We start from the raw sequence: 26,027 nt of genomic DNA, 5'->3' as shown, positions 1-26,027 counted from the left end.
TCGCTGGGTCAAACTTGGCCTGCCCCAACAAACCCACTGACACCCAACATGAAATCTTGCCGGCCGGGGACGCCTAGCGGCGCGGCGTCATCGACACGCCGCAGGACGCCCCGCCAGACCCTAAAGAACCCGATTGGAATGCAACGGAACTGTTGGCAGCCGCACGGAAAACTGTTAGCTTCGGGCCATGCCGTTTCAGACTGGAACGGCGCTCGACAACGAAGCATGATGGCGGATCTACCAGCTGTGCAGGCGACCTAGCTCGGGTTGTCTCCAGCCCGTGGATCGCGAGCTGTCTCCGATAGGTTGCGGCTCGCATGCGCTTATCCTGTCCACACCTGTGTATAACTATGTGGACAGTTGCCTTGTCGCCAAAGCGTTGTTGTAGCTCGACGTCAGACCCAGGGAGATGCGTCGTTGACCGATGACCCCGGTTCTGGTTTCACTACCGTGTGGAACGCGGTCGTCTCTGAACTCAATGGCGATGCCGAGGCGGACGGTGCAGCTGGCATCCGCACGACTCTCGTCACTCCCCTGACCCCTCAGCAGCGAGCGTGGCTGAATCTCGTCCAACCGCTCACCATCGTCGAGGGCTTCGCCCTGTTGTCGGTGCCGAGCAGCTTCGTCCAAAACGAGATCGAACGCCATCTGCGCACCCCGATCACCGATGCACTCAGCCGCCGGCTCGGGCAGCAGATCCAACTCGGCGTCCGCATCGCTCCGCCTTCCGACGACACCGAGGACACCCCCTTTCCCCCCGGCGGTGCCTTCACCGACGACATGGGCCTAGAAACGTCAGGTGACGTCGACGAGGGCGACGAAAACGGCGAAGTCGTCGTCGCCGAACAGGGTTGGCCCAACTACTTCACCGAACGCCCACACAGCACCGACCCGGCCGTTGTCGGCGGCACCAGCCTCAACCGCCGCTACACCTTCGACACTTTCGTCATCGGTGCTTCCAATCGGTTCGCCCACGCCGCGGCCCTGGCAATCGCCGAAGCACCGGCCCGCGCCTACAACCCGCTCTTCATCTGGGGTGAGTCCGGGCTCGGCAAGACCCACCTGTTGCACGCCGCAGGCAACTACGCCCAACGGCTGTTCCCCGGTATGCGGGTCAAGTACGTGTCCACCGAGGAATTCACCAACGACTTCATCAACTCGCTTCGCGATGATCGCAAGGTCGCCTTCAAACGCAGCTATCGCGACGTCGATGTGTTGCTGGTCGATGACATCCAGTTCATCGAAGGCAAAGAAGGTATCCAGGAGGAGTTCTTCCACACCTTCAACACGTTGCACAACGCCAACAAGCAGATCGTCATCTCGTCGGATCGGCCGCCCAAACAACTCGCCACCCTCGAAGACCGGTTGAGAACACGGTTCGAGTGGGGCCTGATCACCGACGTGCAGCCACCTGAACTGGAAACGCGGATCGCGATTCTGCGTAAGAAAGCACAGATGGAACGCCTCGCGGTGCCCGACGACGTACTCGAGCTCATCGCCAGCAGCATCGAGCGCAACATCCGTGAGCTCGAGGGAGCATTGATCCGGGTTACCGCGTTCGCCTCGTTGAACAAAACACCGATCGACAAGGCCCTCGCCGAGATCGTGCTGCGCGACCTGATCGCCGATGCCAGCACCATGCAAATCAGCGCGGCGACCATCATGGCCGCCACCGCCGAATACTTCGACACCACCGTCGAGGAGTTACGCGGGCCGGGCAAGACTCGAGCGCTGGCTCAGTCGCGCCAGATCGCCATGTATCTCTGTCGCGAACTCACCGACCTGTCGCTACCCAAGATCGGCCAGGCGTTCGGCCGTGACCACACCACAGTCATGTACGCGCAACGAAAGATCTTGTCCGAGATGGCCCAGCGGCGTGAGATCTTCGATCACGTCAAAGAGCTCACCACTCGCATCCGTCAGCGCTCCAAGCGCTGATTCGGCCACCGCGCGCCAAACTTTTTTCGAAAAACTTCTCGCACGTCTGTAACTCCAGCCACACGAAAACTATGTTGGCAGCATTGTGTACGAACGTGCCAAACACCAGTGCAGCGATCGCCCTTGAAGTGCACACCACTCCCCCATCCCCAGCGCCCAACATCGGCTGCACAGTTACCAACCCAGTAATCCACAAGCCGATCGCGGCGCTAGCTGCACGTAGACGGACCTGTCCCCAGACTGCACAGGCCTTAATACTGGTACTGAGATCTCTTCATCGATTCTTCTTTGAAGAACAGCCTTGGGGACGGAGCGTTTCACAGCACCCACGAAGCGCTCATTCACTCAGCTTGTCGGCCTTTGCGATTAGCTTTCAAGATGGGCCCAGAAGCTCTACGGTTGTGATTCGACTCCCGTTGTGGACGTCGTGGCGCATGACTTGCCCGCGGCGTTTGTTGCGGGGCCCCGCTAGCGGGGACGGATGGCTAGCTGCTGGATTCGAATTTTTGGTAGGTGAAGGGACGCTATGGACGTGGCGACGACAAGTGCTAGCCTCACCGATCTGAAGTTTCGCCTGGTCCGAGAATCTTTCGCTGATGCGGTGTCGTGGGTTGCGAAGAATCTGCCGAGTCGGCCGGCGGTACCCGTTCTGTCGGGCGTGCTGTTGACCGGCACGGATGAGGGCCTGACAATCTCGGGATTCGACTACGAGGTCTCCGCCGAAGCACAGGTTGCGGCCGAAATCGCTTCTCCGGGAAGCGTTTTGGTATCGGGGAGGCTGTTATCCGATATCACCCGGGCATTGCCGGACAAGCCGATCGACTTTTACGTCGACGGGAATCGGGTCACACTGACCTGCGGAAGCGCCAAGTTTTCGTTGCCGACGATGGCGGTTGAGGACTATCCAACGCTGCCGACGCTGCCGGAAGAAACCGGGACCTTGCCGTCGGATTTGTTCGCCGAGGCGATCAGCCAAGTTGCGATTGCCGCCGGCCGCGATGACACGCTGCCGATGTTGACCGGCATCCGGGTCGAGATTTCGGGTGAGACGGTCGTTTTGGCCGCCACCGATCGGTTCCGCCTGGCAGTTCGTGAGCTGACCTGGTCGGCGTTGTCGCCCGAGATCGAAGCGGCTGTGCTGGTGCCGGCCAAGACCCTGGCCGAGGCTGCCAAAACTGGCGCGGACGGTTCGGATGTTCGGTTGTCGTTGGGCGCCGGCGCGGGAGTCGGAAAAGAGGGGCTCCTCGGTATCAGCGGGAACGGCAAGCGCAGCACCACGCGATTGCTGGACGCGGAGTTTCCGAAGTTTCGCCAGTTGTTGCCCGCCGAACACACCGCGGTGGCGACCATCAATGTGGCTGAGTTGACCGAAGCCATCAAGCTGGTTGCGTTGGTGGCGGACCGGGGAGCACAGGTCCGCATGGAATTCGCCGAAGGCATGTTGCGTCTTTCCGCCGGCGCCGACGATGTCGGCCGGGCCGAAGAAGAACTTGCCGTTGATTTCGCCGGCGAGCCGTTGACCATCGCTTTCAACCCGACCTATCTGACCGACGGGCTCGGATCGGTGCATGCCGATCGGGTGTCATTCGGCTTCACCACCCCGGGCAAGCCGGCGTTGCTACGCCCGGCGTTCGACGACGTGAGCCATCCGACGGGTGCTGGCCCGTTTGCCGCGTTGCCGACGGACTACGTCTATCTGTTGATGCCAGTTCGGTTGCCCGGATAGGTGTACGTCCGGCATTTGGGGCTACGCGATTTCCGGTCCTGGGCCCACGCCGACCTTGAGCTGGAACCGGGCAGGACGGTGTTCGTCGGTCCCAATGGATTTGGGAAGACGAATTTGGTTGAAGCACTGTGGTATTCGACGACCCTGGGTTCACACCGGGTAGGCACCGATGCGCCATTGATCCGTACGGGCAGCGCTCGAGCTGTGATTTCGACGATCGTCGTGAACGAGGGCAGGGAATGCGCGATCGATCTGGAGATCGCCGCAGGACGCGCTAATAAGGCTAGGTTGAACCGCTCGCCGGTACGCAGTACGCGTGAGGTGGTCGGGGTATTGCGGTCGGTGCTGTTTGCTCCGGAGGACCTGGCGCTGGTTCGCGGGGATCCGGCAGACCGGCGCCGCTATCTCGACGAACTGGCGACCGTGCGCCGCCCGGTGATCGCCGCGGTGCGTGCGGATTACGACAAGGTGTTGCGGCAGCGCACCGCGCTGTTGAAGTCGGCGGCCGGGTCACGGCATCGAGGTGACCAAGGAGCCTTGGAGACCCTGGATGTGTGGGATAGCCGATTGGCCGAGCACGGGGCCGAATTGATGGCTGCGCGTATCGATTTGGTGAACGAGTTGGCGCCGGAGGTGGAGAAGGCCTACCAGCTGCTGGCACCGGGGTCGCGGCCCGCGGCTATCAATTACCGAACGAGCATCGACGGTTTGGATACCGAGGGCGCAGGAGACGCCGCGGGCAGCGACCGGGAATTTCTGGAAGCCGCGCTGCTCGCCGCGTTGGCGGCCCGCCGCGGCGTCGAATTGGAACGCGGGGTGTGTCTGGTGGGCCCGCATCGCGACGAATTGGAACTGCGACTCGGCGATCAACCAGCGAAAGGCTTTGCCAGCCATGGAGAATCGTGGTCTTTTGCGATCGCGCTGCGGCTGGCCGCCTACGAGTTGCTCCGGGCCGACGGCAGCGACCCGGTGTTGTTGCTTGACGACGTGTTCGCCGAACTCGACTCGGCGCGCCGCCGGGCGCTGGCTGCGGTGGCGGAGTCGGCGGAACAGGTGTTGGTGACCGCGGCGGTACTGGAAGATATCCCGTCGGGCTGGGACGCTAGGCGGGTGCACATCGACTTGCAAGACGATGACTCCGGACGGGTATCGGTGATGCAATCATGACCGGCACCGAGCAAGAGCCAGACCCCGGTCGCTCCGAACAACCAAGCGGGCTCAGCGGTATGGACATGGTGCGGCGCACGCTCGAGGAGGCCCGCGCGGCGGCGCGAGCCCAGGGTAAGGACGCCGGGCGCGGGCGCGGAAGCAATCCCGTTCCGCGCCGTGTTGCCGGGCGGCGGCGAAGCTGGTCGGGTCCGGGACCCGACATCCGGGATCCGCAACCGATGGGAAGGGTTGTCCGTGACCTTGCGAAAAAGCGCGGCTGGTCGGGACACGTCGCCGAAGGCACGGTGCTCGGCCATTGGACGTCGGTGGTGGGCCACCAGATCGCCGACCACGCGACTCCAACCGCCCTCAATGAGGGGGTGCTCAGTGTGACAGCCGAATCCACCGCCTGGGCCACCCAGCTGCGGATGGTCCAGGCGCAGTTGTTGGCCAAGATTGCCGCGGCGGTCGGCAACGGCGTGGTGACATCGTTGAAAATCACCGGGCCGTCGGCCCCTTCCTGGCGGAAGGGGCCCCGACACATCTCCGGCCGGGGGCCTCGCGATACCTACGGCTGAGACAATTGAGGGGCCTAGTCAACGCCGCCGACACGCCGTACGCATAGCGTATAGGATCGCCCGCTGAGATCCGCGAGAACGAAACAGACCCCCGCGACGGACGTCCGGACGGGCCGTTAACAAAAAAATCGAGCACACGGCGCGTCCAGATAGGTGGAAACGCGCCCAGAGAATCGGTCCGGACCCCCGATCACGGTAGAGTGGACTGATGCGACTGCTGCGGTGACTGGACCGCCCGCATGAAACCCCGAGGAGAACATTCCGACCGTGGCTGCCCAGAAGAAGAAGGCGCAAAACGAATACGGTGCGTCAGCGATCACCGTGCTCGAAGGGCTGGAGGCCGTCCGTAAACGCCCCGGCATGTACATCGGGTCCACCGGCGAGCGTGGTCTCCACCACCTGATTTGGGAGGTGGTCGACAACTCGGTGGACGAGGCGATGGCCGGCTACGCCAGCCAGGTCGATGTGCGGATGCTCGACGACGGCGGCGTCGAGGTCGTCGATGACGGCCGCGGCATCCCGGTCGCCATGCACTCCACCGGTGCCCCCACCGTCGATGTGGTGATGACGCAGCTCCATGCGGGCGGCAAATTCGGTGGTGAGAACAGCGGCTACACGGTCAGCGGCGGATTGCACGGCGTTGGTGTCTCGGTGGTCAACGCGCTCTCCCGGCGACTCGAGGTCGACATCTCCCGCGATGGCCACGAGTGGTCGCAGTACTACGAGCGCGCGGTACCCGGAACGTTGAAACAGGGTGAGGCCACCAAGAAGACCGGAACCACCATCAGGTTCTGGGCCGATCCCGAGATCTTCGAAACCACCGAGTACGACTTCGAGACGGTCGCGCGCCGGCTGCAGGAAATGGCTTTTCTCAACAAGGGCTTGACGATCAACCTCGCCGACGAGCGAGTGGCCCAGGAAGACGTCGTTGACGAGGTCGTCAGCGACACGGCCGAGGCGCCCAAGTCGGCGGAAGATAAAGCCGCCGAGTCGTCCGCCCCACACAAGGTCAAGCGCCGCACATTCCACTACCCGGGCGGTTTGGTGGACTTCGTCAAGCACATCAACCGCACCAAGAGCCCGATTCAGCAGAGCATCATCGACTTCGAAGGTAAGGGCACGGGCCACGAAGTCGAGATCGCGATGCAGTGGAACGGCGGATATTCCGAGTCCGTGCACACCTTCGCCAACACCATCAACACCCACGAAGGCGGTACCCACGAGGAAGGCTTCCGTAGTGCACTGACGTCCGTGGTGAACAAGTACGCCAAGGACAAGAAGCTGCTGAAGGAGAAAGAAGCCAACCTCACCGGCGACGACATCCGCGAGGGCCTGGCCGCGGTGATCTCGGTCAAGGTCAGCGAACCCCAGTTCGAGGGCCAGACCAAAACAAAACTAGGCAACACCGAAGTCAAGTCTTTCGTGCAGAAGGTTTGCAACGAGCAACTCACGCACTGGTTCGAGGCCAACCCCTCGGAAGCGAAAACCGTTGTGAACAAGGCGGTGTCGTCGGCACAAGCGCGGATGGCCGCCCGAAAAGCTCGAGAGTTGGTGCGCCGCAAGAGTGCCACGGATATCGGTGGTCTGCCGGGCAAACTAGCCGACTGCCGCTCCACCGACCCGCGAAAGTGTGAACTGTACGTCGTGGAGGGCGATTCGGCCGGCGGCTCGGCGAAGAGTGGCCGCGACTCGATGTTCCAGGCGATTCTTCCGTTGCGGGGCAAGATCATTAACGTCGAGAAAGCCCGTATCGATCGGGTGCTGAAGAACACCGAAGTGCAGGCCATCATCACGGCGCTGGGTACCGGAATTCACGACGAGTTCGATCTCACCAAGCTGCGCTACCACAAGATCGTGCTGATGGCCGATGCCGATGTCGACGGCCAGCACATTTCGACGCTGTTGTTGACGTTGTTGTTCCGGTTCATGCGGCCGCTACTCGAGCACGGGCACGTGTATTTGGCGCAGCCGCCGCTGTACAAACTGAAGTGGCAGCGCACCGACCCGGAATTCGCCTACTCCGACCGTGAGCGGGACGGTTTGTTGGAGGCAGGGCAGAAGGCCGGGCGGAAGATCAACAAGGAAGACGGGATCCAGCGCTACAAAGGTCTGGGTGAGATGGATGCCAAAGAGTTGTGGGAAACCACGATGGATCCGTCGGTGCGGGTGCTACGACAGATCACCCTCGACGACGCGGCCGCGGCAGACGAGCTGTTCTCGATCCTGATGGGCGAGGACGTCGAGGCCCGGCGCAGCTTTATCACTCGTAACGCCAAGGACGTTCGCTTCCTGGATGTTTAAGACGTCGAGACCGCTAGTTCTAGCGACCGAAGGAACACATGACTGACACCACGTTGCCGCCCAGCGACGCACCCGGCGACCGGATCGAGCCGGTCGATATCCAGCACGAGATGCAGCGCAGCTACATCGATTACGCGATGAGCGTCATCGTGGGCCGCGCTCTTCCGGAAGTGCGCGACGGCCTCAAGCCGGTGCACCGCCGGGTCCTGTACGCGATGTTTGACTCAGGCTTCCGCCCTGACCGCGGGCACGCGAAATCGGCACGGTCGGTTGCCGAAACGATGGGTAACTATCACCCGCACGGCGATTCGTCGATCTACGACACCTTGGTGCGGATGGCCCAGCCGTGGTCACTGCGGTATCCGTTGGTCGACGGCCAGGGCAACTTCGGCTCGCCGGGCAACGACCCGCCCGCCGCGATGCGGTACACCGAGGCGCGCCTGACTCCGCTGGCGATGGAGATGTTGCGCGAAATCGATGAGGAGACAGTCGATTTCATCCCGAACTACGACGGTCGGGTGCAGGAGCCGACGGTCCTGCCCAGCCGGTTCCCCAACCTGCTGGCCAACGGTTCGGGCGGTATCGCGGTCGGCATGGCGACCAACATCCCGCCGCACAACCTGCGCGAGCTCGCCGAGGCGGTGTTCTGGTGCCTGGAGAACCACGACGCTGACGAGGAAGCCACCTTGGCTGCCGTCCGCGAACGAGTCAAGGGGCCGGACTTCCCCACTGCCGGTCTGATCGTTGGGTCCCAAGGGATTCACGACGCTTACACCACGGGACGCGGGTCCGTCAGGATGCGTGGAGTCGTGGAGATCGAAGAGGACTCGCGCGGGCGCACCTCGATCGTGATCACCGAGTTGCCCTATCAGGTCAACCACGACAACTTCATCACCTCGATCGCCGAGCAGGTCCGCGACGGCCGGCTGACCGGCATCGCCAATGTCGAAGACCAGGGCAGCGACCGCGTCGGTGTGCGAATCGTCGTCGAGATCAAACGCGATGCGGTGGCCAAGGTTGTGCTCAACAACCTCTACAAGCACACCCAGCTGCAGACCAGCTTCGGCGCCAACATGTTGTCGATCGTCGACGGGGTGCCGCGCACCCTGCGCCTCGACCAGATGATCCGCCACTATGTGGCGCACCAACTCGACGTCATCATCCGGCGCACCACCTATCGGCTGCGCAAGGCCAACGAACGCGCGCACATCTTGCGCGGTCTGGTCAAAGCGCTCGACGCACTCGACGAAGTCATCGCCTTGATCCGGGCGTCGGAGACCGTCGACATCGCGCGGACCGGCCTGATCGAACTCCTGGATATCGACGAAATCCAATCCCAGGCCATCCTGGACATGCAACTGCGGCGCCTGGCGGCCCTGGAACGTCAGCGCATCGTCGACGACCTGGCCAAGATCGAGGCCGAGATCGCCGACCTGGAAGACATCCTGGCCAAGCCGGAGCGGCAGCGCGGGATCGTGCACGACGAACTCGCCGAGATCGCCGAAAAGTACGGCGACGACCGTCGTACCCGGATCATCGCGGCCGACGGCGACGTCAACGACGAGGACCTGATCGCGCGCGAGGATGTCGTCGTCACGATCACCGAAACGGGATACGCCAAGCGCACCAAGACCGATCTGTACCGCAGCCAGAAACGTGGCGGGAAGGGCGTGCAGGGCGCCGGGCTCAAGCAAGACGACATCGTCGCGCACTTCTTCGTCTCGTCGACCCACGACTGGATCCTGTTCTTCACCACGCAGGGCCGGGTGTATCGCGCCAAGGCCTACGAGCTGCCGGAGGCATCCCGGACGGCACGCGGTCAGCACGTCGCCAACCTGCTGGCTTTCCAGCCCGAGGAACGCATCGCCCAGGTCATCCAGATCAAGAGCTACGAGGACGCGCCGTATCTGGTGCTGGCCACCAAGAACGGGCTGGTCAAAAAGTCCAAGCTGACCGACTTCGACTCCAACCGCTCGGGTGGAATCGTGGCCGTCAACCTCCGCGACAACGATGAGCTCGTCGGAGCGGTGCTGTGCTCGGCCGAGGAGGATCTGCTGCTGGTCTCGGCCCTCGGTCAGTCCATCAGGTTCTCGGCGACCGACGAGGCGCTACGGCCGATGGGTCGCGCCACCTCCGGCGTCCAGGGCATGCGATTCAACGAGGACGACCGACTGCTGTCGCTGAATGTGGTTCAGGAAGGCCTCTACTTGCTGGTCGCCACCGCCGGTGGCTACGCCAAACGCACTGCTATCGAGGAGTATCCGGTGCAGGGCCGCGGCGGCAAGGGAGTTCTGACCGTGCAGTACGACCGTCGGCGCGGCAGGCTGGTGGGGGCGTTGATCGTCGACGACGATAGCGAGTTGTACGCGATCACCTCGGGCGGCGGCGTCATCCGCACCGCGGCGCGCCAGGTCCGCAAGGCCGGCCGGCAGACCAAGGGCGTTCGGTTGATGAACTTGGGCGAGGGCGCCACACTGTTAGCCATCGCACGCAACGCCGAAGAAGGCGCCGACGAAGACATCGATGGAGTCGACGGCGTCGAGGAGTCCGAAAGCTAGCCCGGCAGGCCGCGGGGTCAAGCAGCGGCCTGCCAACGGACTGCCACAGGACACGGGCAATTAGACTCAGCCGAACCAGAGACAATGCGACTGCCAAGGCAGCAGAGCTAAGGAGTCGGGGTGACCTCACCGAGCGAGCCGGGCGCCCCCAAAAAGGGCGACAGCCCGAATGGGGATGTTTCGGCCGAGCGTGCCGGTGTGCCCCAGCGCGGGACGCCCACCCAGGCAGGCCGTAGTCAGGAGGGCGGGGACTCGCCACCGTGGCAGCGCGGCGCCGCCCGGGCCGCCAACCCCGCGAATCGTCAGACCGAACCGCCGACCGAGGCGCGGCCGCAGGGCGCACCTTCCGGTGTTGATGCGCGACTGAACCGCTTCATCTCCGGTGGCAACGCGCCGGGAGCCGGCGCTCCATCGCCGTCGAAGAGCCAGGACTTCGACGCGCCGACACGCGGTGACGGGCCACCGCATGAGGCCTACGCCAGCGAGTTGCCGGATCTGTCCGGTCCGCTTCCGCGGGGAACGCAGCGCAAGACCACCCCGGAGCGCAGCTCGGAAACCTCAGCATCGGCGGGATCGGGACGCTCGACGACTACCGAATCCCGGGAGAACCGCGACAGCGTCGTTCAGGTGCCGCGGCGAGGCCGGGGCCCGGTCCGGGCCAGCATGCAGATCCGCCGGATCGATCCGTGGAGCACGTTGAAGGTGTCGCTGATGCTTTCGGTGGCGCTGTTCTTCGTCTGGATGATCGCCGTGGCGTTCCTGTATCTGGTGCTCGGCGGCATGGGTGTCTGGGCCAAGCTCAACAGCAACGTCGGTGACCTGCTGAACAACACCAGCGGTAGCAGTGGCGAACTCGTGTCCAGCGGCACGATTTTCGGCGGCGCCGTGTTGATCGGCTTGGTCAACATCGTCTTGCTGACCGCCATGGCCACCATCGGCGCGTTCGTGTACAACTTGGCGACCGACCTGATCGGCGGCATCGAAGTGACGCTGGCGGATCGGGATTAGTGCGAGGTTTTGGGGTGGGGCGGCGATTGCGGTAATCTCGTCGCTCGGCCGTACCCGTGTGTACGGGCCTATAGCTCAGGTGGTTAGAGCGCTTCGCTGATAACGAAGAGGTCGGAGGTTCGAGTCCTCCTAGGCCCACAACCATGTGCCCGTCAAAACGTTGCGTGAGACTTGCATTGCCGCTGGCACTGATTGCCTTGGTGGCAGCGGTGGTGCGGTCACGACGCGGGGTCGAGGTCTGGCACGTGGCAGCAGTTGATCCAGCACCCATTGACTCACCTAACGGTCAAGAGGGGCCTTAGCTCAGTTGGTAGAGCACTGCCTTTGCAAGGCAGGTGTCAGGGGTTCGATTCCCCTAGGCTCCACAAATCAAAAGCCGGGCCCAAGCGGCCTCCGAATTTCCGGTCGCGGTGACCAATTGCGCAACCCCCGACAGTTCGTGGGCCGCGGATCTCGTCCCCGCCCCTTGCCCTGGGCTCGTTTGCTGAGTCGGCAGCCGCGGTCACACCGCAGCGGTATGGTGCGGGTGATGATGAAATCGGCGTTGGCTACCGCGATCGCGTCGGTAGGGGCAGCACTGACAATCTGCGGAATCGGAAGCGCGCCGACCGCCTCGGCGGCCTGTCAGCCCACCCCCATTCCTGGGGAATCCTATTGCGACAAACCGGTAGGCCCGAACGGGATTTGGGAGCGGTGCTACCAGCGTCCCAGCACCCCGATCTTCGGCCCCCGGGGCGTGATGGGTGAGGTGACCCCGCCGCCCGAGTGCTACCCGGTCGACCCGGCGCAGCCCGCGCCGCTCGGGCAGCCGCCGAACCACATCGACGACTAAAGCGGCAAGCTGCGCTGCCCGAAGAAGCCGTCCGGCGCGCGCCCGGCCGCAAAAGTCGAAGGCCGATCGGCCTACGGGCACAGTGTAATTGGGAAATTTCCGGGCTTTGCTGCCGAAGCGGCGTCAGGGGCGCGGTTGCACGTCCACGCTGGGTGGCCGGGGCGACGGCTCCGGGTTATCCCGGTTGGTTGAACGCCGAACGATGCTGAATGCGGCCGCGCCGCCGGCCAGGACGACGACGGCGGCTCCCACGATCAGCAAGGGCCGCTTGCCGCGGCGGCGTTGGGATTTACGGGCGCTCTGCAGCGCCTGCGGCAGGTTCGAGACGACGTCCTGTGCGGCGGCCAGCTCCTGGGCGATCGTTTCCTGTGCCGCGGCGATATCGCGAGAAAGCTGGCCCTGGCGGTAGCGGCGACGCAACTCCGATACGGTCGACTGCGCGGAGTCGACCCCCAGTCCGATGACGCCGCGCGTGACGTCCACCGGCCCCACCGCCGAGTAAGTCAGGCCTCGAGACAGTCGCTGCCTAGGGGTGAGCCGGGATTCCGCCTGCGCACTCATCTGCCGCCTTTCTGTGCCGCTCGTGGAACCTACAGACTGCCACCATAAAAACACCGGCGGGCCTATTGCCGCGCAACGTCGGCATTTTCGGCACCGGCCCGCACCGGGTGACACCGGGTGCGGGCGTGCCCGCGGGTAATGGCAGACTCTCCTGTCGTGACCAACAGCCCGCATCAGACTGCCACTGCCACACTGCACACCAACCGCGGCGACATCAAGATCGCCCTGTTTGGAAACCACGCGCCCAAGACTGTCGCCAACTTCGTTGGTCTGGCGCAGGGCACCAAGGAGTACTCGACCCAAAACGCTTCGGGTAGCCCTGCCGGTCCGTTCTACGATGGCGTGGTCTTTCACAGAGTGATCCAGGGCTTCATGATCCAGGGCGGCGACCCGACCGGTACGGGGCGCGGCGGCCCGGGCTACCAGTTCGCCGACGAATTCCACCCCGAGCTGCAATTCGACAAGCCCTACTTGCTGGCGATGGCCAACGCGGGTCCCGGCACCAACGGCTCGCAGTTCTTCATCACGGTGGGCCAGACGCCGCACCTGAACCGGAAGCACACCATCTTCGGCGAGGTCATCGACCCGGAGTCGCAGGGGGTCGTCGACGCCATCGCCACGACGTCCACCGACGCCAGCGACCGTCCCTCCGACGCGGTCGTCATCGAGTCGATCACGATCTCCTAAGCCGGCCCTAGCTAAGCCGGCTCGGCGCCCTTTCGGCCGGCGTAGCCGGCGGCGGTGAGCGCGTCGAGCACGTCCAACGGCTCGGTGCCGAGGTCCCATCGGGAGAACAGCACCAGCCCCTCGTCGGCGGTTTCGACTTCGAGGAACCGAACCTTGCGCCCAAGGCGGCGGAACTCGGTGATCCGAATGATCTTGATATCGGAATGCTGCAATACCTGCGTTCGGAACCACCCCCGGATCGCCAGACCGGCAGGGGTAATTGCCAGCTTCGGACGCGCGCGCCACGTCGCGCCCGCAAACAACAGCAGACCCGCCCCGGCTATCCCCGCCAAGACGCGCCCCGGCAGGTCTGTGACGACGGTCACACAGGCGATAGCCATGAAAACCCCAGCGACCCCACAACCAGCAATTCCGACAACGCGCGGTTCCCACCGTGTTTGCTGCATGCGGTTCTTAGCCTCTCCCACCACTGCCGATGGAGTTATCCACATCAGCTATCAACAGTGGGGATAAATCACACGCGTGTGATTGGGTAGTCACAAGGTTGCTGGCTTAGCCGCGAATCGACCCCGAAATGAATTCATTTCTGATCTGATCTTGGTCAGTGCCAGCGCATCGTGAGCAACAAACCGGTGATCATGAAAGCGAACGCGATCGCGTAGTTCCACGGACCCAGATGCGCCATCCAGTTGAGCGCTGTCGGGGCCTGGCTTCCGACGGCCGCCAACTGGAACACCATCAGCCAGACGAGGCCGATCAGCATGAGACCTACGAACAGCGCGACGAACCACACGCTGGACGGTCCGACCTTAACTTTCACCGGCGTCCGGCTGACCGCGCTGACGGTGAAGTCGTTCTTCTTGCGGACCTTGGACTTGGGCATCATTACCTCGGGATAACGGTGAACGGGACGGGGTGCAACGATAGCGGTTGTAGCTACATGCAGGACTTGGCTACGAGATTAACCCACCTGGCACCCCGACCAGGAAATTGGAGACCCGATGATCCAGACCCGCCGGTCGCCATGGAGCTTCGGTGTCCCGTTGGTCTGCCTGCTGGCCGGACTGCTGCTGGCCGCTACGCACGCGGTATCCGGCGGCGCCGAGATCCGTCGCAGCGATGCACCGCGTCTCGTTGATCTGGTGCGAGACACGCAGGCCACGGTGAATCGGCTCAAGGCCGAACGCGACGAGCTGGCCGCCAAGATCGACTCGACGCATTTGAAGTCCTCCGACGCCGCACTGGCGGCCATGCTCAGGCGCTCGGCGGAGTTGGCCGGTGAGGCGGACATGAACCCGGTGCACGGGCCGGGCCTGGTGGTGACGCTCGATGACGCTCAGCGAGACGCCAACGGCCGCTTCCCGCGCGACGCCTCCCCCGATGACCTGGTGGTGCACCAGCAAGACATCCAGGCCGTTCTCAACGGACTGTGGAGTGCCGGCGCGGAGGCGATCCAGATGCAGGATCAGCGGATCATCGCCACCTCGGTCCCGCGCTGTGTCGGCAACACGCTCCTGCTCAACGGGCGTACCTACAGCCCGCCGTACACGATCACCGCTATCGGCAATGCCAACGCCATGCAGGCGGCCCTGGCCGCCGCTCCCCTGGTAATCCTCTACAAGCAGTACGTCGTCCGGTTCGGGCTCGGCTACCACGAAGACGCCAAGCCCGACGTGCAGATCGTCGGCCACAGCGAGCCGGTCCGGATGCATTTCGCAGAGCCGGACGGCCCAGTCGGGTACTGAGCACCCACTGAGCAGCATCCGCAGGCCGGCCGGGCGGTAACCTGACACGATGCGGATCCTGGTTGTCGATAACTACGACAGCTTCGTGTTCAACCTCGTCCAGTACCTGGGGCAACTCGGAGTCGAGGCTGACGTGTGGCGCAACGACGACACGAGGCTCGCCGACTCACGAGACGGCCACGCCGCCATCGCCGCGCAGTTCGACGGCGTCCTGCTCAGCCCCGGGCCGGGAACCCCGGAGCGTGCCGGCGCGTCGATCGACCTGGTCCGCGCGTGCGCTGCGGCTGCCACCCCGCTGCTCGGGGTCTGCCTCGGGCACCAGGCCATCGGGGTCGCGTTCGGCGCCACCGTCGATCGTGCGCCCGAACTGCTGCACGGTAAGACCAGCAGCGTCTACCACACCAATGTTGGTGTGCTACAAGGACTTCCGGATCCATTTACGGCGACCCGCTACCACTCGCTGACGATCCTGCCGGAGTCGCTGCCGGCGGTGCTCGAGGTCACCGCCCACACGCGCAGCGGGGTCATCATGGCGGTGCGCCACACCGAGTTACCGATCCACGGCGTCCAGTTCCATCCGGAGTCGATTCTCACCGAGGGCGGGCACCGGATGCTGGCCAACTGGCTGGCCGATTGCGGATGGTCGCGCGACGACACCCTGATCCGCCGGCTGGAGAACGAAGTTCGCGCCGCGGTGCGGCCGCATTTCCCGGCCGACCCGGCGGCTACTGACCGAACTTCAGCGTGACGAGGCCGTCCCGGTTGACCCCGGAACCCGCGGGCGGGTTCTGGTAAACCACCCGGTGGGACTGGGAGCCGCCGGCATCGACGTCGGCACCCTTGTCCAGCACCCCGATCCAGCCCAGTGCGCGCAACCGCGGTTCGGCGTCGGTCCAGAACATGCCGGTCAGGTCGGGCATCGTGAATTGATTGCCCTTGGACACCTGGAGCTCGATGATCGAGTCCACCGGAACCGGCAGGCCCTTGGGGGGATTGGTGCCAATCACCTCGCCGGCGGGACGGGTGCTGTCCACCTGCGCCTGGGTGACCTTGGTGAAGCCGTAGACCGTCAGGTTCTTCTGGGCGACGTCGACCGTCTGGCCCGCGACGTCGGGGACCTGCTTGGTCTCGGGTCCCGCGCCAACGATCAGGGTGACCACGTTGGTGATTGCCGACGTCTGGTTGGCGGGCGGGTTGGTGCCGATCACCTTGCCCAGCAGCTCCGGGGTCGACGGCGAGTTCGCCTGCTTGAACTTGGTGAACCCGGCGGCCTTCAGCTTGCTCACCGCGTCGGAGTAACTCAGCGAGGACACGTCGGGCACTTCGCGTTGTTCGGGTCCGGTCGAGACGTTGATCGCGATCTCGTCGCCCGCAGCCACCGACGCGTTGGCGCCGGGATCGGTACTGATGACGTGGTCGGGCGGGATCGACGAGTCGGGCTTCTGCAGCGTGCGCGTCCTGAAGCCGCGGTTTTGCAGAGCGGCAACGGCGTCGGCGGACACCTGGCCCCGCATGTCGGGCACTTGAACGTCGCGGGTCGATCCGCCGAAGGTGTTGAACCCGATGACGACCACGATCGTCAGCACCGCCAGCACAGCGACCGCGACAACCCAGCGACCGACCGGACCACCCATGCGATCGGGGTCGGCGGCGCTGAAGCGTTGACGGGGTAACGGGTCGGTGCGCGGACTCCCGTGGCCGGGGCCGGTGGCCGCCATCATCGAGGTCCGCTCGGCATCGGTGAACACCTTGGGTGCTTCCGGAGCCTCACCGTTGTGCACCCGAACCAGGTCGGCGCGCATCTCTGCCGCGGTCTGATACCGGTTATCCGGGTTCTTGGCCAGCGCCTTGAGCACGACGGCGTCGAGTTCCGCGGAGATGCCCTCGTACCGTTTCGACGGTGGCACCGGGTCTTCGCGGACATGTTGGTAGGCAACCGAAACCGGCGAGTCTCCGGTGAAAGGCGGCTCGCCCGTGAGCATTTCGTAAAGCACACAGCCCAACGAATAGACATCGGAGCGGGCGTCGACGGAATCACCACGAGCCTGTTCCGGCGAAAGATATTGGGCGGTCCCGATCACGGCCGCGGTTTGGGTGACGCTATTGCCGCTGTCGGCGAGCGCGCGCGCGATGCCGAAGTCCATCACCTTGACCGCATTGGTCGTGCTGATCATGATGTTCGCCGGCTTGACGTCGCGGTGGATGATGCCGTTCTGGTGACTGAAGTTCAGGGCCTGACAGGCGTCGGCGATGATCTCGATCGCGCGCCGCGGCGGCAGGGGGCCGTCGTTGTGCACGATGTCGCGCAGCGTGACACCGTCGACGTACTCCATCACGATGTAGGGCAGCGGGCCCGCGGGTGTTTCTGCCTCGCCGGTGTCGTAGACCGCGACGATGGCAGGGTGATTCAGCGCCGCGGCGTTTTGCGCCTCGCGCCGGAAGCGCAAGTAGAAACTGGGATCGCGGGCCAGATCGGCGCGCAGCACCTTCACCGCGACGTCGCGGTGCAAGCGGACGTCGCGGGCCAAGTGAACCTCGGACATACCGCCGAAACCGAGGATGTCGCCAATTTCGTAACGGTCGGACAGGTGCTGCGGGGTGGTCATTGTCTTGTCTCGCGTCGGGCCGGAGACAGGTTGGGCGTCAAGGGGTTAGCCCAGCTCAGTTCTGGTGGCCTGCTGTGGAGTCCAGAATTGCTTATCGTGCCGCGATCCGTCCAATCAAGTCGCAGACTCGGGCCGGAACCGCTGGGGGTCTTGCTTGCCGGCGGGGGCCCGGTCGCCGGCGGGGTGCCGGTATCGGTGACTGTCGGGGGCGGAGATTGTTGCTGGGTGTCCCCGCGGGAATTGATCACGATGAGCACCGCGATGATGATGGCGAGCGCGCCAAGCACGCCGGCGGCCCACAGCAGCGCGCGCTGGCCCGACGAGAAGGTACGACGGGCCGGGGGCGGCCGATGATTACTCGTGGCCGGCCGCGATCGGCGGGGCGCAGCAGTACGCGGAGTGGCGACGGGCGCCGACCTGGTCTGCGGGCCCGACGGAATGGCCGCCGGCGCGGCCCGCCCTGCGGGCGGTGACTGACTGGGGCGCGGAGGCCGCCGGCCCGCTCGTACCGCGGCTACGGCGTCGGCGAACGGTCCCCCGCTGCGGTAGCGCATGCCGGGGTTCTTGACCAGCGTGAGCTCGATGAGTTCGCGCACGTTTGGCGGAAGCTCGGGAGGCAGCGGTGGCGGGGGTTCCTTGATGTGCTTCATCGCCACGGTCAAAGCGCCCTCGCCGGTGAACGGCCGCTTGCCCGAAACCACTTCGTAGCCAACAACTCCCAGCGAGTAGACATCGCTGGAGGGGGTGGCGTCGTGACCCAGCGCCTGTTCGGGCGCGATGTACTGGGCGGTGCCCATCACCATGCCGGTCTGGGTTACCGGCGCCGCGTCGACGGCCTTGGCGATGCCGAAGTCGGTGATCTTCACCTGCCCCGTCGGGGTGATCAAGATATTGCCCGGTTTGACGTCGCGGTGTACCAGCCCGGCGGCATGCGCAATCTGCAGAGCGCGACCCGTCTGCTCGAGCAAGTCCAGCGCATGGCGCAGCGACAGCCGACCCGTTCGCTTGAGCACCGAATTCAGCGGCTCACCATTGACCAGCTCCATCACCAGATAGGCGGTACGCCCCTCGCCGTCCATCTGGCTTTCGCCGTAGTCGTGCACGGCCGCGATCCCGGGGTGGTTGAGCATCGCGGTGGTGCGCGCCTCGGCCCGGAACCGCTCGATGAACTCGGAGTCCTGGGAGAACTCGGCCTTGAGCACCTTGACCGCGACGCGCCGGCCCAGCCGGCTGTCCACGGCCTCCCAGACTTGGCCCATGCCTCCGGTGGCGATCAGGCGCTGCAGCCGGTACCTGCCCGACAGCGTTACGCCAACTCGTGGGCTCATGGGCCCCCCTGAAGTGCGGCCTGGATGACGGCCCGTCCGATCGGCGCGGCGAGCGCACCGCCGGTCGCGGAAAGGCGGTCGGCGCCGTTCTCCACCAGCACCGCCACGGCGACCTTCGGTGCCTGCGCGGGCGCGAATGCGATGTACCACGCGTGCGGTGGAGTGTTGCGCGGGTCGGTGCCATGCTCTGCGGTACCGGTCTTGGATGCGATCTGCACGCCGGGAATGACCCCTTTCTGTTGTGCGTCCTTCTCGGCGCCGATCATGAGCTCTGTCAGCTTAGCGGCGATCTGCGGCGATACCGCGCGACGCTGCTGATAGGGCGCCGTCGTGCTGATGTTCGCCAAGTCTGGCCCTTTGAGACTCTCGACCAGGAAGGGCTGCATCGTCACGCCGCCGTTCGCGATGCTCGCGGCGATCTCCGCATTCTGCAGCGGGGTCAGCGCCACGTCCTTCTGCCCGATGCTAGACATCCCGAGTGCGGCGGCATCCGCGATTATCCCAACAGTCGATTCCGCCACCTGCAGCGGAATCACGCTCGGGGTGGTGTCCAGCCCGAACGAATGCGCCATGCTGCGCAGGGCCTGGGCCCCGGTGAGGATGCCTAACTGGACAAATGCGGTGTTGCACGACTTGGCGAAGGCCTGGCTCAGCGACACGGTTGGTTGGTCGCTGCACGGGGTGCCGCCGTAGTTCTCCAAGGTGACCGTGCTGTTGGGCAGGGGGATCGTGGGCGCCGACGTCAATTGCTCATTCTCGGTGGCGCCGCCCTGCAGCGCCGCCGCGGTGGTGATCACCTTGAATGTGGAACCGGGCGGGTAGGTCTCCGAGATCGCGCGGTTGACCAGCGGGTTGTCGGGGTCGTCGCGCAGCCGTTGCCAAGCCTGCGCCTGCACCTCGGGATCGTGGGAGGACAGCAGGTTGGGGTCATAGGACGGCGACGACACCATGGCCAGAATTTTGCCGGTGGACGGCTCCAGCGCAACCACGGCTCCCTTGCAGGGCGGCCCGCCGCAACCCTGCTGCATCGCGTCCCAGCCGGCCTGCTGCATACGCGGGTTGATCGTGGTGTCGACGTTGCCGCCGCGCGGATCGCGGCCGGTGAAGAAGTCGGCCAGCCGGCGCCCGAACAGGCGCTCGTCGGAACCGTTCAGCAGCGAGTCTTCGGCTCGTTCCAGGCCGGAGCTGGAATACCGCAACGAGTAGAAGCCGGTGAGCGGCGCGTACACCGCGGGGTTGGGATACACCCGCAGGAAACGGAACCGGCTGTCGGTGGCCACCGAGTAGGCCAGCAGCTGGCCGCCCGCGATGATCTGGCCGCGCTGCCGCGAATACTCGTCGAGCAGGACCCGCTGATTGCGCGGGTCAGCGCGCAGCCCGTCAGCGGCGAAGACCTGCGTCATGGTGGCGTTGAGGAGCAGCAGCACGATCAACACCATCACGGTCACCGAGATCCGGCGGAGAGAGGTGTTCATACCCGCTCAATCACCTCGGTGCCGGCCGCCGCGATCGGCGAGGTGTCGTGTACGCGGGTTCGCAACGGGCGCCGGGCGCTATGCGAGATGCGCGCCAAGATGGCCAACAGCACGTAGTTGGCCAATAGCGAGGATCCGCCGTAGGACATCCACGGTGTGGTCAATCCGGTCAGCGGGATGAGCTGGGTGACGCCGCCGACGACGATGAACAATTGGATCGCCAGCGTCGATGCCAGACCTGCGGCCAGCAGCTTGCCAAAGCTGTCGCGGGTCGCGATCGCTGTGCGCAGGCCCCGGACAATGACGATGGTGTACAGCATGAGAAGGGCCGCCAGACCCACTAATCCAAGTTCTTCACCGAATGCGGCGATGATGAAATCGGTGGACGCGGCCGGCACCGTGTCGGGCTGCCCGTTGGCCAGTCCGGTGCCGAAGATGCCACCGGTGGCAAAGCTGAATAGCGACTGCACGATTTGATAGCCGTTGCCGTCGGGATCCGAGAAGGGATCCCACCACATCTGCACGCGAATGCGTACGTGTCCGAAAATGAAGTACGCCGCAACGCTTCCCGCGGCGAACAGCACCAGCCCGAGTACCACCCAGCTGAAGCGTTGGGTGGCGAGGTAGACCACCACCAGAAATGACGCGTAGAGCAGTAGCGAAGTGCCGAGGTCTTTTTCGAAGACCATGACACCGATCGAGATCACCCAGGCCGCCAACAGCGGTGCCAGGTCTCGCGGGCGCGGCAGGGTCATACCCATCAAATGCTTACCGACGCTGGTGAACAGACCGCGCTTGGCGACCAGCACCGAGGAGAAGAAGATCAGCAGCAGAATCTTGGAGAACTCGGCGGGCTGAATTGAGAAGCCCGGGAAGCGAATCCAGATCTTCGCGCCGTTCTGCTCGGACCACGATGACGGCAGGATGGCGGGGATTGCCAAGAAGACCAGACCCGTGAGTCCGAAGATGTAGCCGTAGCGCGCGAGCTGTCGGTGGTCTTTGAGGAAGGTGACCACGAGCGCGAACGCGGCAACCCCGACCAGGGTCCACAGCAGTTGTTGGGTTGCGCTGGGGTGATGGCGGCCGCTGAGCTCATTACTGACGAGGTCGAGCCGGTGAATCATTACCAGGCCAAGTCCGTTGAGCAGAGCCACAATTGGCAGCAGCAGCGGGTCGGTGTAGGGGGCGAAGCGCCGGATAGCCAGGTGCGCACTTCCAAACACGGCCAGGAAGACCAGTCCGTAGCCGGTCAGGTCCCAGCGCAGGCCCCGCTCCTGGTTGGCCTCGACGATCAGCAACGCAGCGACGGTGATCAGGGCGGCGAAGCACAACAGCAGCAGCTCGGAGTTGCGCCGAGTAGGCAGCGGAGGCGTAACCGCGACCGGCGGTTGGACCTGTGTGGTCATGCAGCCGCCCGGCAGTCGATGCCCGGCTGAGGTGGGAGTGGCGGGAGAGTAGTCACCGTCTGGGTGGGGGTACCGCCCGCTTGCGGGGGAGTGGTTGTGGGCGACGTGGTCGCGGGTGCTGCTGGGGGGGTGCTTGCGGGGGCAGGGCTTACGGCGGTGCTGTTGGGTGGGGTGCCGGCGGAAGGGCTAGGGGGCGCGGTGGCGCTCGGCGGTGTCGTCGCGTTGGTTGCCGGGGCCGGTGACCCGGGCGGCGAGGTCGCGCGAGGCGGCGGGCAGGGCGGCAAGAGGTTGTTGGCCGACAACTCTTTCAACTGTGATTCGGCCTCATCGAGAGTCCCGGCCGGAAGCCCGGCCAACACTTGTGCGCGTGCGGCAGGGCGCAGGTCCTGCAGTTGCATCGTCCGGCAGTCGAGGTGACTGCCGGATTGGCTGTTGCTGATGATCGATAGGTCGTTGCGTGCGTTCAGACAGCCCACCAAATAGGGTTCGTGCAAGGACATGCCCAGCAGCGACCCTTGAATTCCCCGCATGATCGACACCATGCCGTTGTAATCGGCAACGTAGTAATTGCTGCGGATGATGGCTCGTCCGATGGCCAGGCCCGCGAGGGCCAGCAGTACCACCAGCGTGACGACAATGAACATCCGCCGCCATGCCCACCGGGGCCGGCTGGCCGGCTCCTCTTGTTGCACAACGCGTTTGGCGGCCTCTTTGCGAGGACCGATTGCGGAAGCCCGGCCCGCCGAGGTGTTGGGCAGCGTCAGCTGGTCTTCTTCACCGGATACCGCGCCGGCAAGAATCGGCTGGGTTTGGCCGTAGTCATAGTCGACGACATCGGCAACCACGACCGTCACGTTGTCAGGGCCGCCACCGCGCAACGCCAATTCGATGAGACGGTAAGCGCTTTCGGCAACGTCGGGAATCTGCAGGGCCTCGTGGATGGTCTCGTCGCTCACCGGATCGGATAGCCCGTCCGAACAGAGCAGGTAGCGATCACCGGCGCGCGCTTCTCGCATGGTCAAGGTGGGCTCGACCTCGTGGCCGGTCAGCGCCCGCATGATCAGCGATCGCTGCGGGTGGCTGTGCGCCTCTTCCCGGGTGATCCGTCCTTCGTCCACCAGAGTTTGGACGAAGGTGTCGTCCTTGGTGATCTGGGCCAGCTCGCCGTCGCGAAGCATGTAGCCGCGCGAGTCTCCGATGTGCACCAATCCAAGACGGTTGCCCGCGAACAGGATTGCGGTAAGCGTGGTGCCCATTCCTTCGAGATCGGGCTCCATCTCCACTTGTGCGGCGATGGCCGAGTTACCGGAGCGCACTGCCGCATCGAGTTTGGCGAGCAGGTCGCCACCGGGCTCGTCGTCGTCGAGGTGAGCCAATGCGGCGATCACCAACTGGGAGGCCACCTCGCCGGCCGCGTGGCCGCCCATGCCGTCGGCAAGGGCCAGAAGTCGAGCGCCCGCGTAGACCGAGTCTTCATTGTTGGCGCGTACCAGGCCGCGATCGCTGCGGGCGGCATATCGGAGGACCAGGCTCACGGGCGCAACTCGATTGCCGTCTTGCCGATCCTAATCGGCGTTCCGATTGGAACTCGTACCGCAGTCGTCACCTTCGCCCTGTCAAGGTAAGTACCGTTGGTCGATCCTAGATCCTCGACGTACCATTCCGAGCCGCGCTGAGATAGCCGGGCGTGCCGCGTCGAGGCGTAGTCGTCCGTCAGTACCAGCGTCGAATCATCGGCACGTCCCATCAAAACGGGCTGTCCGCTGAGCGTGATGCGCGCACCTGCCAATGCCCCTTCGGTCACCACTAGATAGCGGGCGGCATGGCGGCGCTGGCGGGACGGCAGCAGCGTGCCGCGCAATACCAAGCCACGGCGCACCATGACCGCACCGGTTGGTGCGTAGATGTCAGTCTTCAAGATCCGCAGAACGGACCAGATGAATACCCATAACAACATTAAAAATCCGGCGCGCGTCAGCTGCAGTACCAGTCCCTGCATCTGGCGTCCTTTCCGTCCTGGCGCCGCACCTCGTGAAACCAAGCAACGTCACGATACTTGGAGGGCGCTCGACGCGGGGCGAAGCACGGCAGCTTGTGCCCGGTGCGTTCAGTGGATCCGAACGATGATCTCCGAGTGGCCCAAACGGATCACGTCACCATCGGCCAACTGCCACTCTTGTATCGGCGCGTTGTTAACGGTCGTGCCATTGGTGGAGTTGAGGTCGGACAGCAGTGCGACCTGTCCATCCCAGCGGATTTCCAGGTGGCGTCGCGACACACCGGTGTCGGGCAGGCGGAACTGGGCGTCTTGTCCGCGACCGACGATGTTGGAACCTTCGCGTAGCTGGTAGGTCCGGCCGCTGCCGTCATCGAGCTGCAGCGTGACCGCCGTTCCGGCGGCCCCATAACCGCCTTGGCCGTAACCGCCGTAGCCGCCAGCGGCCGGTTGGCCGTAGTCACCCTGCTGCTGCCCGTACTCGGCCTGCTGGCCGTACTCGTAGTCGGGCTGGGCCGTCTCGGGGTATCCACCGCCGCCCTGCGGGGGGTAGCCGCCGCCCGGAATGCTCTCGGCGTATTGCGTGTAGTCGCCCGCGCCGCCGTACTCCTGCTGGCCGCCGTAGCCCGGGGCACCCTGCTGATAACCCTGGTCGTAGCCGCCAGCCTGCTCGGGGTAGGGCGGCCGTTGCTGTTCGGGCGCGCCTTGGGGCGGGTAACCGCCCTCCTCGGGACGCGCCGGCCCGCGACCGTAATCGCCATAGCCGCCGTAACCCGGCTGGCCAGCGCCGGGCTGACCACCACCGGGAGGAGGAGCGTAGCCGCCGCCCCCCTGACGGTAGCCCTGGTCGTAACCTTGCCCGCCTTGGTCGTAGCCCTGACCGCCGTAGCCGCCGCCAGCAGGCGGACGCTGCTCATACGACGGCGGATAGCCGCCCTGCCCCTGGTCGGGGTAGCCGCGGCCCGGGTCCGGGTAGCCGCCTTGGGCCGGAGGATAACCGCCCTGTGGCGGGTAACCGCCTTGTTCGGGATAGCCACCGCGCTGGTCTGGGTAGCCGCCCTGCTCGGGGTACCCGCCGCGTTGTTCTTGGTGGCCGCCGGGGTCTGGGTAGCCGCCCTGGTCGGGCTGGCGAGGCGGCGGGTATCCGCCCGGGGGTGGGTAGCCGCCTTGCTCCGGCGGAAGTCCCGCGCGCGGGTCGGGCCCGCCCTGCGGATCCTGACCGGCGCGCTGATCGTCCTGCGGACGCGCGTAACGCTCGTCGTAGTACTCGTCGCCGGGACGCCCCTGCCCCTGACCGCCGCGGTAGCTCGAGTTGTCACTCATTGGTGGTACTCCTGGTTCTGCGCTGAACGCCTGATCTGATTGTGGCCGGGCGTGATCGTTGACCGTCGGGCGGGGCTCGACATCGGGGTTGACAGCACCGCGGGCGCGGAACTGGCCGGTATGCAGGTTCGGCAATTGCTCGAACCGAACGACGACATCACCATACGTTTCCCACCCCTGTTCATGGATGTAGTCGGCCAGGTATCTAGCGAAAGCGCCCGATGTGAGATCCGGATCGGCGCCCACCTTCTCAAAGTCGTGCACACCGAGGGTAATGACGTATTCGTTGGGTGCCAAAAGGCGATTTCCGCCAAGTGGCCGGACGCCGTCTTCGGCTTCACGGCACAACAGAGCCTCAACCTCTTGAGGGACAATCGATCCCCCGAACATTCGGGCGAACGCATCGCCGACGGTCGACTCAAGTCTGCGTTCGATCCGCGCGGCGAGCCCCTTTTGGCTACCCATGCCTGTGCGCTCGCCCGCACTTGTCGCGGCATATCGCCCGGCGCAAGGCAAACGTCCCGCCCGCGTGTCGCATCACCCAAGCATGGTATCGGGACACCGCGGCGCTGCGTCACCGTGAGAATTCTGAGAATCACATCCATGCTGGTCAAACCCGGTCCCAGTGCGAGGTGGCCCGGCACGGAACAGGCTTGGGCGGCCACGGGCGTGGTTAGGGCGAAGGGCCATTACAGTGATATGGTCCATCGGTTGTTTTCCCCGGGCGAGTGGCGGAATGGCAGACGCGCTGGCTTCAGGTGCCAGTGTCCTTCGGGACGTGGGGGTTCAAGTCCCCCTTCGCCCACCACA

Annotated in this window: 21 protein-coding genes and 3 tRNA genes; 14 read left to right on the top strand and 10 right to left on the bottom strand. The window is 64.9% G+C overall.

The window, feature by feature from the left end:
• Positions 1-417: 417 nt before the first annotated feature.
• From dnaA to ACTXG5_RS06240, 10 genes are all read left to right on the top strand, one after another.
• The gene (gene dnaA / locus ACTXG5_RS06285) at positions 418-1,938 is read left to right on the top strand and encodes a chromosomal replication initiator protein DnaA (protein ID WP_445162864.1); all 1,521 of its coding nucleotides are present in this window, start codon (positions 418-420) and stop codon (positions 1,936-1,938) included.
• A gap of 526 nt (positions 1,939-2,464) precedes the next feature.
• Positions 2,465-3,664: a DNA polymerase III subunit beta gene (dnaN, locus tag ACTXG5_RS06280; RefSeq protein ID WP_445162863.1), complete on the top strand. Its 1,200-nt coding sequence runs from the start codon at positions 2,465-2,467 to the stop codon at positions 3,662-3,664.
• A complete protein-coding gene (gene recF / locus ACTXG5_RS06275) occupies positions 3,665-4,831 on the top strand; it encodes a DNA replication/repair protein RecF (RefSeq protein WP_445162862.1) in 1,167 nt (388 codons plus the stop codon). It begins immediately after the preceding gene.
• Positions 4,828-5,391 (top strand): DUF721 family protein, encoded by a 564-nt coding sequence (locus ACTXG5_RS06270; protein WP_445162861.1) that lies wholly within the window; start codon positions 4,828-4,830, stop codon positions 5,389-5,391. Before recF ends, ACTXG5_RS06270 begins: the two co-directional genes overlap by 4 nt.
• Before the next feature lie 267 nt (positions 5,392-5,658).
• Positions 5,659-7,692: a DNA topoisomerase (ATP-hydrolyzing) subunit B gene (gyrB, locus tag ACTXG5_RS06265; RefSeq protein WP_445162860.1), complete on the top strand. Its 2,034-nt coding sequence runs from the start codon at positions 5,659-5,661 to the stop codon at positions 7,690-7,692.
• A gap of 38 nt (positions 7,693-7,730) precedes the next feature.
• Positions 7,731-10,250, top strand: a complete 2,520-nt coding sequence (gene gyrA / locus ACTXG5_RS06260) for a DNA gyrase subunit A (protein WP_445162859.1) — start codon at positions 7,731-7,733, stop codon at positions 10,248-10,250.
• Between the two features lie 120 nt (positions 10,251-10,370).
• Positions 10,371-11,258, top strand: coding sequence for a DUF3566 domain-containing protein (locus tag ACTXG5_RS06255; protein WP_445162858.1), 888 nt, complete (start codon positions 10,371-10,373; stop codon positions 11,256-11,258).
• 64 nt (positions 11,259-11,322) lie between these two features.
• Positions 11,323-11,396 (top strand) — tRNA-Ile (locus tag ACTXG5_RS06250).
• Between the two features lie 154 nt (positions 11,397-11,550).
• Positions 11,551-11,623, top strand: a tRNA-Ala gene (locus tag ACTXG5_RS06245).
• Positions 11,624-11,787: 164 nt separating this feature from the next.
• Entirely contained in the window at positions 11,788-12,090 is a 303-nt protein-coding gene (locus tag ACTXG5_RS06240) for a CDGP domain-containing protein (protein WP_445162857.1), read from the top strand.
• Positions 12,091-12,213: 123 nt separating this feature from the next.
• Here ACTXG5_RS06240 and cwsA read toward each other — a convergent pair whose 3' ends face one another.
• Entirely contained in the window at positions 12,214-12,651 is a 438-nt protein-coding gene (gene cwsA / locus ACTXG5_RS06235) for a cell wall synthesis protein CwsA (protein ID WP_445162856.1), read from the bottom strand.
• 138 nt (positions 12,652-12,789) lie between these two features.
• Here cwsA and ACTXG5_RS06230 point away from each other — a divergent pair, with 138 nt between their 5' ends.
• A complete protein-coding gene (locus ACTXG5_RS06230) occupies positions 12,790-13,338 on the top strand; it encodes a peptidylprolyl isomerase (RefSeq protein WP_445162855.1) in 549 nt (182 codons plus the stop codon).
• Positions 13,339-13,349: 11 nt separating this feature from the next.
• On the opposite strand, the gene ACTXG5_RS06225 is transcribed toward ACTXG5_RS06230, so the two are convergent.
• Both ACTXG5_RS06225 and crgA read right to left on the bottom strand, forming a co-directional pair.
• A complete protein-coding gene (locus tag ACTXG5_RS06225; RefSeq protein ID WP_445162854.1) occupies positions 13,350-13,784 on the bottom strand; it encodes a PH domain-containing protein in 435 nt (144 codons plus the stop codon).
• Positions 13,785-13,939: 155 nt separating this feature from the next.
• Positions 13,940-14,221 carry a cell division protein CrgA gene (gene crgA / locus ACTXG5_RS06220; protein WP_313860613.1) on the bottom strand — a complete coding sequence of 94 codons (282 nt, stop codon included), beginning with the start codon at positions 14,219-14,221 and terminating at the stop codon, positions 13,940-13,942.
• Between the two features lie 118 nt (positions 14,222-14,339).
• Between crgA and ACTXG5_RS06215 the strand changes: the two genes are divergently transcribed.
• Both ACTXG5_RS06215 and ACTXG5_RS06210 read left to right on the top strand, forming a co-directional pair.
• Positions 14,340-15,083: a DUF881 domain-containing protein gene (locus ACTXG5_RS06215; protein WP_445162853.1), complete on the top strand. Its 744-nt coding sequence runs from the start codon at positions 14,340-14,342 to the stop codon at positions 15,081-15,083.
• 49 nt (positions 15,084-15,132) lie between these two features.
• Entirely contained in the window at positions 15,133-15,831 is a 699-nt protein-coding gene (locus ACTXG5_RS06210; RefSeq protein ID WP_445162852.1) for an aminodeoxychorismate/anthranilate synthase component II, read from the top strand.
• On the opposite strand, the gene pknB is transcribed toward ACTXG5_RS06210, so the two are convergent.
• From pknB to ACTXG5_RS06175, 7 genes are all read right to left on the bottom strand, one after another.
• Complete coding sequence (gene pknB, locus ACTXG5_RS06205; RefSeq protein WP_445162851.1) at positions 15,809-17,689, bottom strand: Stk1 family PASTA domain-containing Ser/Thr kinase; 1,881 nt, start codon at positions 17,687-17,689, stop codon at positions 15,809-15,811. The two genes, ACTXG5_RS06210 and pknB, sit on opposite strands and share 23 nt — an antisense overlap.
• Positions 17,686-19,017: a serine/threonine-protein kinase gene (locus ACTXG5_RS06200; RefSeq protein ID WP_445162850.1), complete on the bottom strand. Its 1,332-nt coding sequence runs from the start codon at positions 19,015-19,017 to the stop codon at positions 17,686-17,688. Before ACTXG5_RS06200 ends, pknB begins: the two co-directional genes overlap by 4 nt.
• Complete coding sequence (pbpA, locus tag ACTXG5_RS06195; protein ID WP_445162849.1) at positions 19,014-20,492, bottom strand: D,D-transpeptidase PbpA; 1,479 nt, start codon at positions 20,490-20,492, stop codon at positions 19,014-19,016. The genes ACTXG5_RS06200 and pbpA overlap by 4 nt, the downstream gene beginning before the upstream one ends.
• A complete protein-coding gene (locus ACTXG5_RS06190) occupies positions 20,489-21,898 on the bottom strand; it encodes an FtsW/RodA/SpoVE family cell cycle protein (RefSeq protein ID WP_445162848.1) in 1,410 nt (469 codons plus the stop codon). The genes pbpA and ACTXG5_RS06190 overlap by 4 nt, the downstream gene beginning before the upstream one ends.
• Entirely contained in the window at positions 21,895-23,433 is a 1,539-nt protein-coding gene (locus tag ACTXG5_RS06185; protein ID WP_445162847.1) for a PP2C family protein-serine/threonine phosphatase, read from the bottom strand. Before ACTXG5_RS06185 ends, ACTXG5_RS06190 begins: the two co-directional genes overlap by 4 nt.
• Positions 23,430-23,897 (bottom strand): FHA domain-containing protein FhaB/FipA, encoded by a 468-nt coding sequence (locus ACTXG5_RS06180; protein ID WP_313860605.1) that lies wholly within the window; start codon positions 23,895-23,897, stop codon positions 23,430-23,432. Before ACTXG5_RS06180 ends, ACTXG5_RS06185 begins: the two co-directional genes overlap by 4 nt.
• A 108-nt stretch (positions 23,898-24,005) precedes the next feature.
• The gene (locus ACTXG5_RS06175; RefSeq protein ID WP_445162846.1) at positions 24,006-25,682 is read right to left on the bottom strand and encodes a DUF3662 and FHA domain-containing protein; all 1,677 of its coding nucleotides are present in this window, start codon (positions 25,680-25,682) and stop codon (positions 24,006-24,008) included.
• A gap of 257 nt (positions 25,683-25,939) precedes the next feature.
• Here ACTXG5_RS06175 and ACTXG5_RS06170 point away from each other — a divergent pair.
• A tRNA-Leu gene (locus ACTXG5_RS06170) sits at positions 25,940-26,025 on the top strand.
• The last annotated feature ends 2 nt before the right edge of the window (positions 26,026-26,027 follow it).

It is taken from the genome of Mycobacterium sp. Dal123C01 (assembly GCF_052566995.1).
This window is presented reverse-complemented; position numbering and strand designations above follow the sequence as displayed.

Bases quoted from the DNA above. Each gene is read 5' to 3' on its own strand.
- ACTXG5_RS06210 (WP_445162852.1), top strand. From the start codon at position 15,133: ATGCGGATCCTGGTTGTCGATAACTACGACAGCTTCGTGTTCAACCTC.
- ACTXG5_RS06200 (WP_445162850.1), bottom strand. From the start codon at position 19,017: ATGAGCCCACGAGTTGGCGTAACGCTGTCGGGCAGGTACCGGCTGCAG.
- ACTXG5_RS06180 (WP_313860605.1), bottom strand. From the start codon at position 23,897: ATGCAGGGACTGGTACTGCAGCTGACGCGCGCCGGATTTTTAATGTTG.
- pbpA (WP_445162849.1), bottom strand. From the start codon at position 20,492: ATGAACACCTCTCTCCGCCGGATCTCGGTGACCGTGATGGTGTTGATC.
- ACTXG5_RS06230 (WP_445162855.1), top strand. From the start codon at position 12,790: ATGGCAGACTCTCCTGTCGTGACCAACAGCCCGCATCAGACTGCCACT.
- ACTXG5_RS06270 (WP_445162861.1), top strand. From the start codon at position 4,828: ATGACCGGCACCGAGCAAGAGCCAGACCCCGGTCGCTCCGAACAACCA.
- ACTXG5_RS06190 (WP_445162848.1), bottom strand. From the start codon at position 21,898: ATGACCACACAGGTCCAACCGCCGGTCGCGGTTACGCCTCCGCTGCCT.
- ACTXG5_RS06215 (WP_445162853.1), top strand. From the start codon at position 14,340: ATGATCCAGACCCGCCGGTCGCCATGGAGCTTCGGTGTCCCGTTGGTC.
- cwsA (WP_445162856.1), bottom strand. From the start codon at position 12,651: ATGAGTGCGCAGGCGGAATCCCGGCTCACCCCTAGGCAGCGACTGTCT.
- pknB (WP_445162851.1), bottom strand. From the start codon at position 17,689: ATGACCACCCCGCAGCACCTGTCCGACCGTTACGAAATTGGCGACATC.
- dnaN (WP_445162863.1), top strand. From the start codon at position 2,465: ATGGACGTGGCGACGACAAGTGCTAGCCTCACCGATCTGAAGTTTCGC.
- gyrA (WP_445162859.1), top strand. From the start codon at position 7,731: ATGACTGACACCACGTTGCCGCCCAGCGACGCACCCGGCGACCGGATC.
- crgA (WP_313860613.1), bottom strand. From the start codon at position 14,221: ATGCCCAAGTCCAAGGTCCGCAAGAAGAACGACTTCACCGTCAGCGCG.
- ACTXG5_RS06240 (WP_445162857.1), top strand. From the start codon at position 11,788: ATGATGAAATCGGCGTTGGCTACCGCGATCGCGTCGGTAGGGGCAGCA.
- ACTXG5_RS06175 (WP_445162846.1), bottom strand. From the start codon at position 25,682: ATGGGTAGCCAAAAGGGGCTCGCCGCGCGGATCGAACGCAGACTTGAG.
- ACTXG5_RS06225 (WP_445162854.1), bottom strand. From the start codon at position 13,784: ATGCAGCAAACACGGTGGGAACCGCGCGTTGTCGGAATTGCTGGTTGT.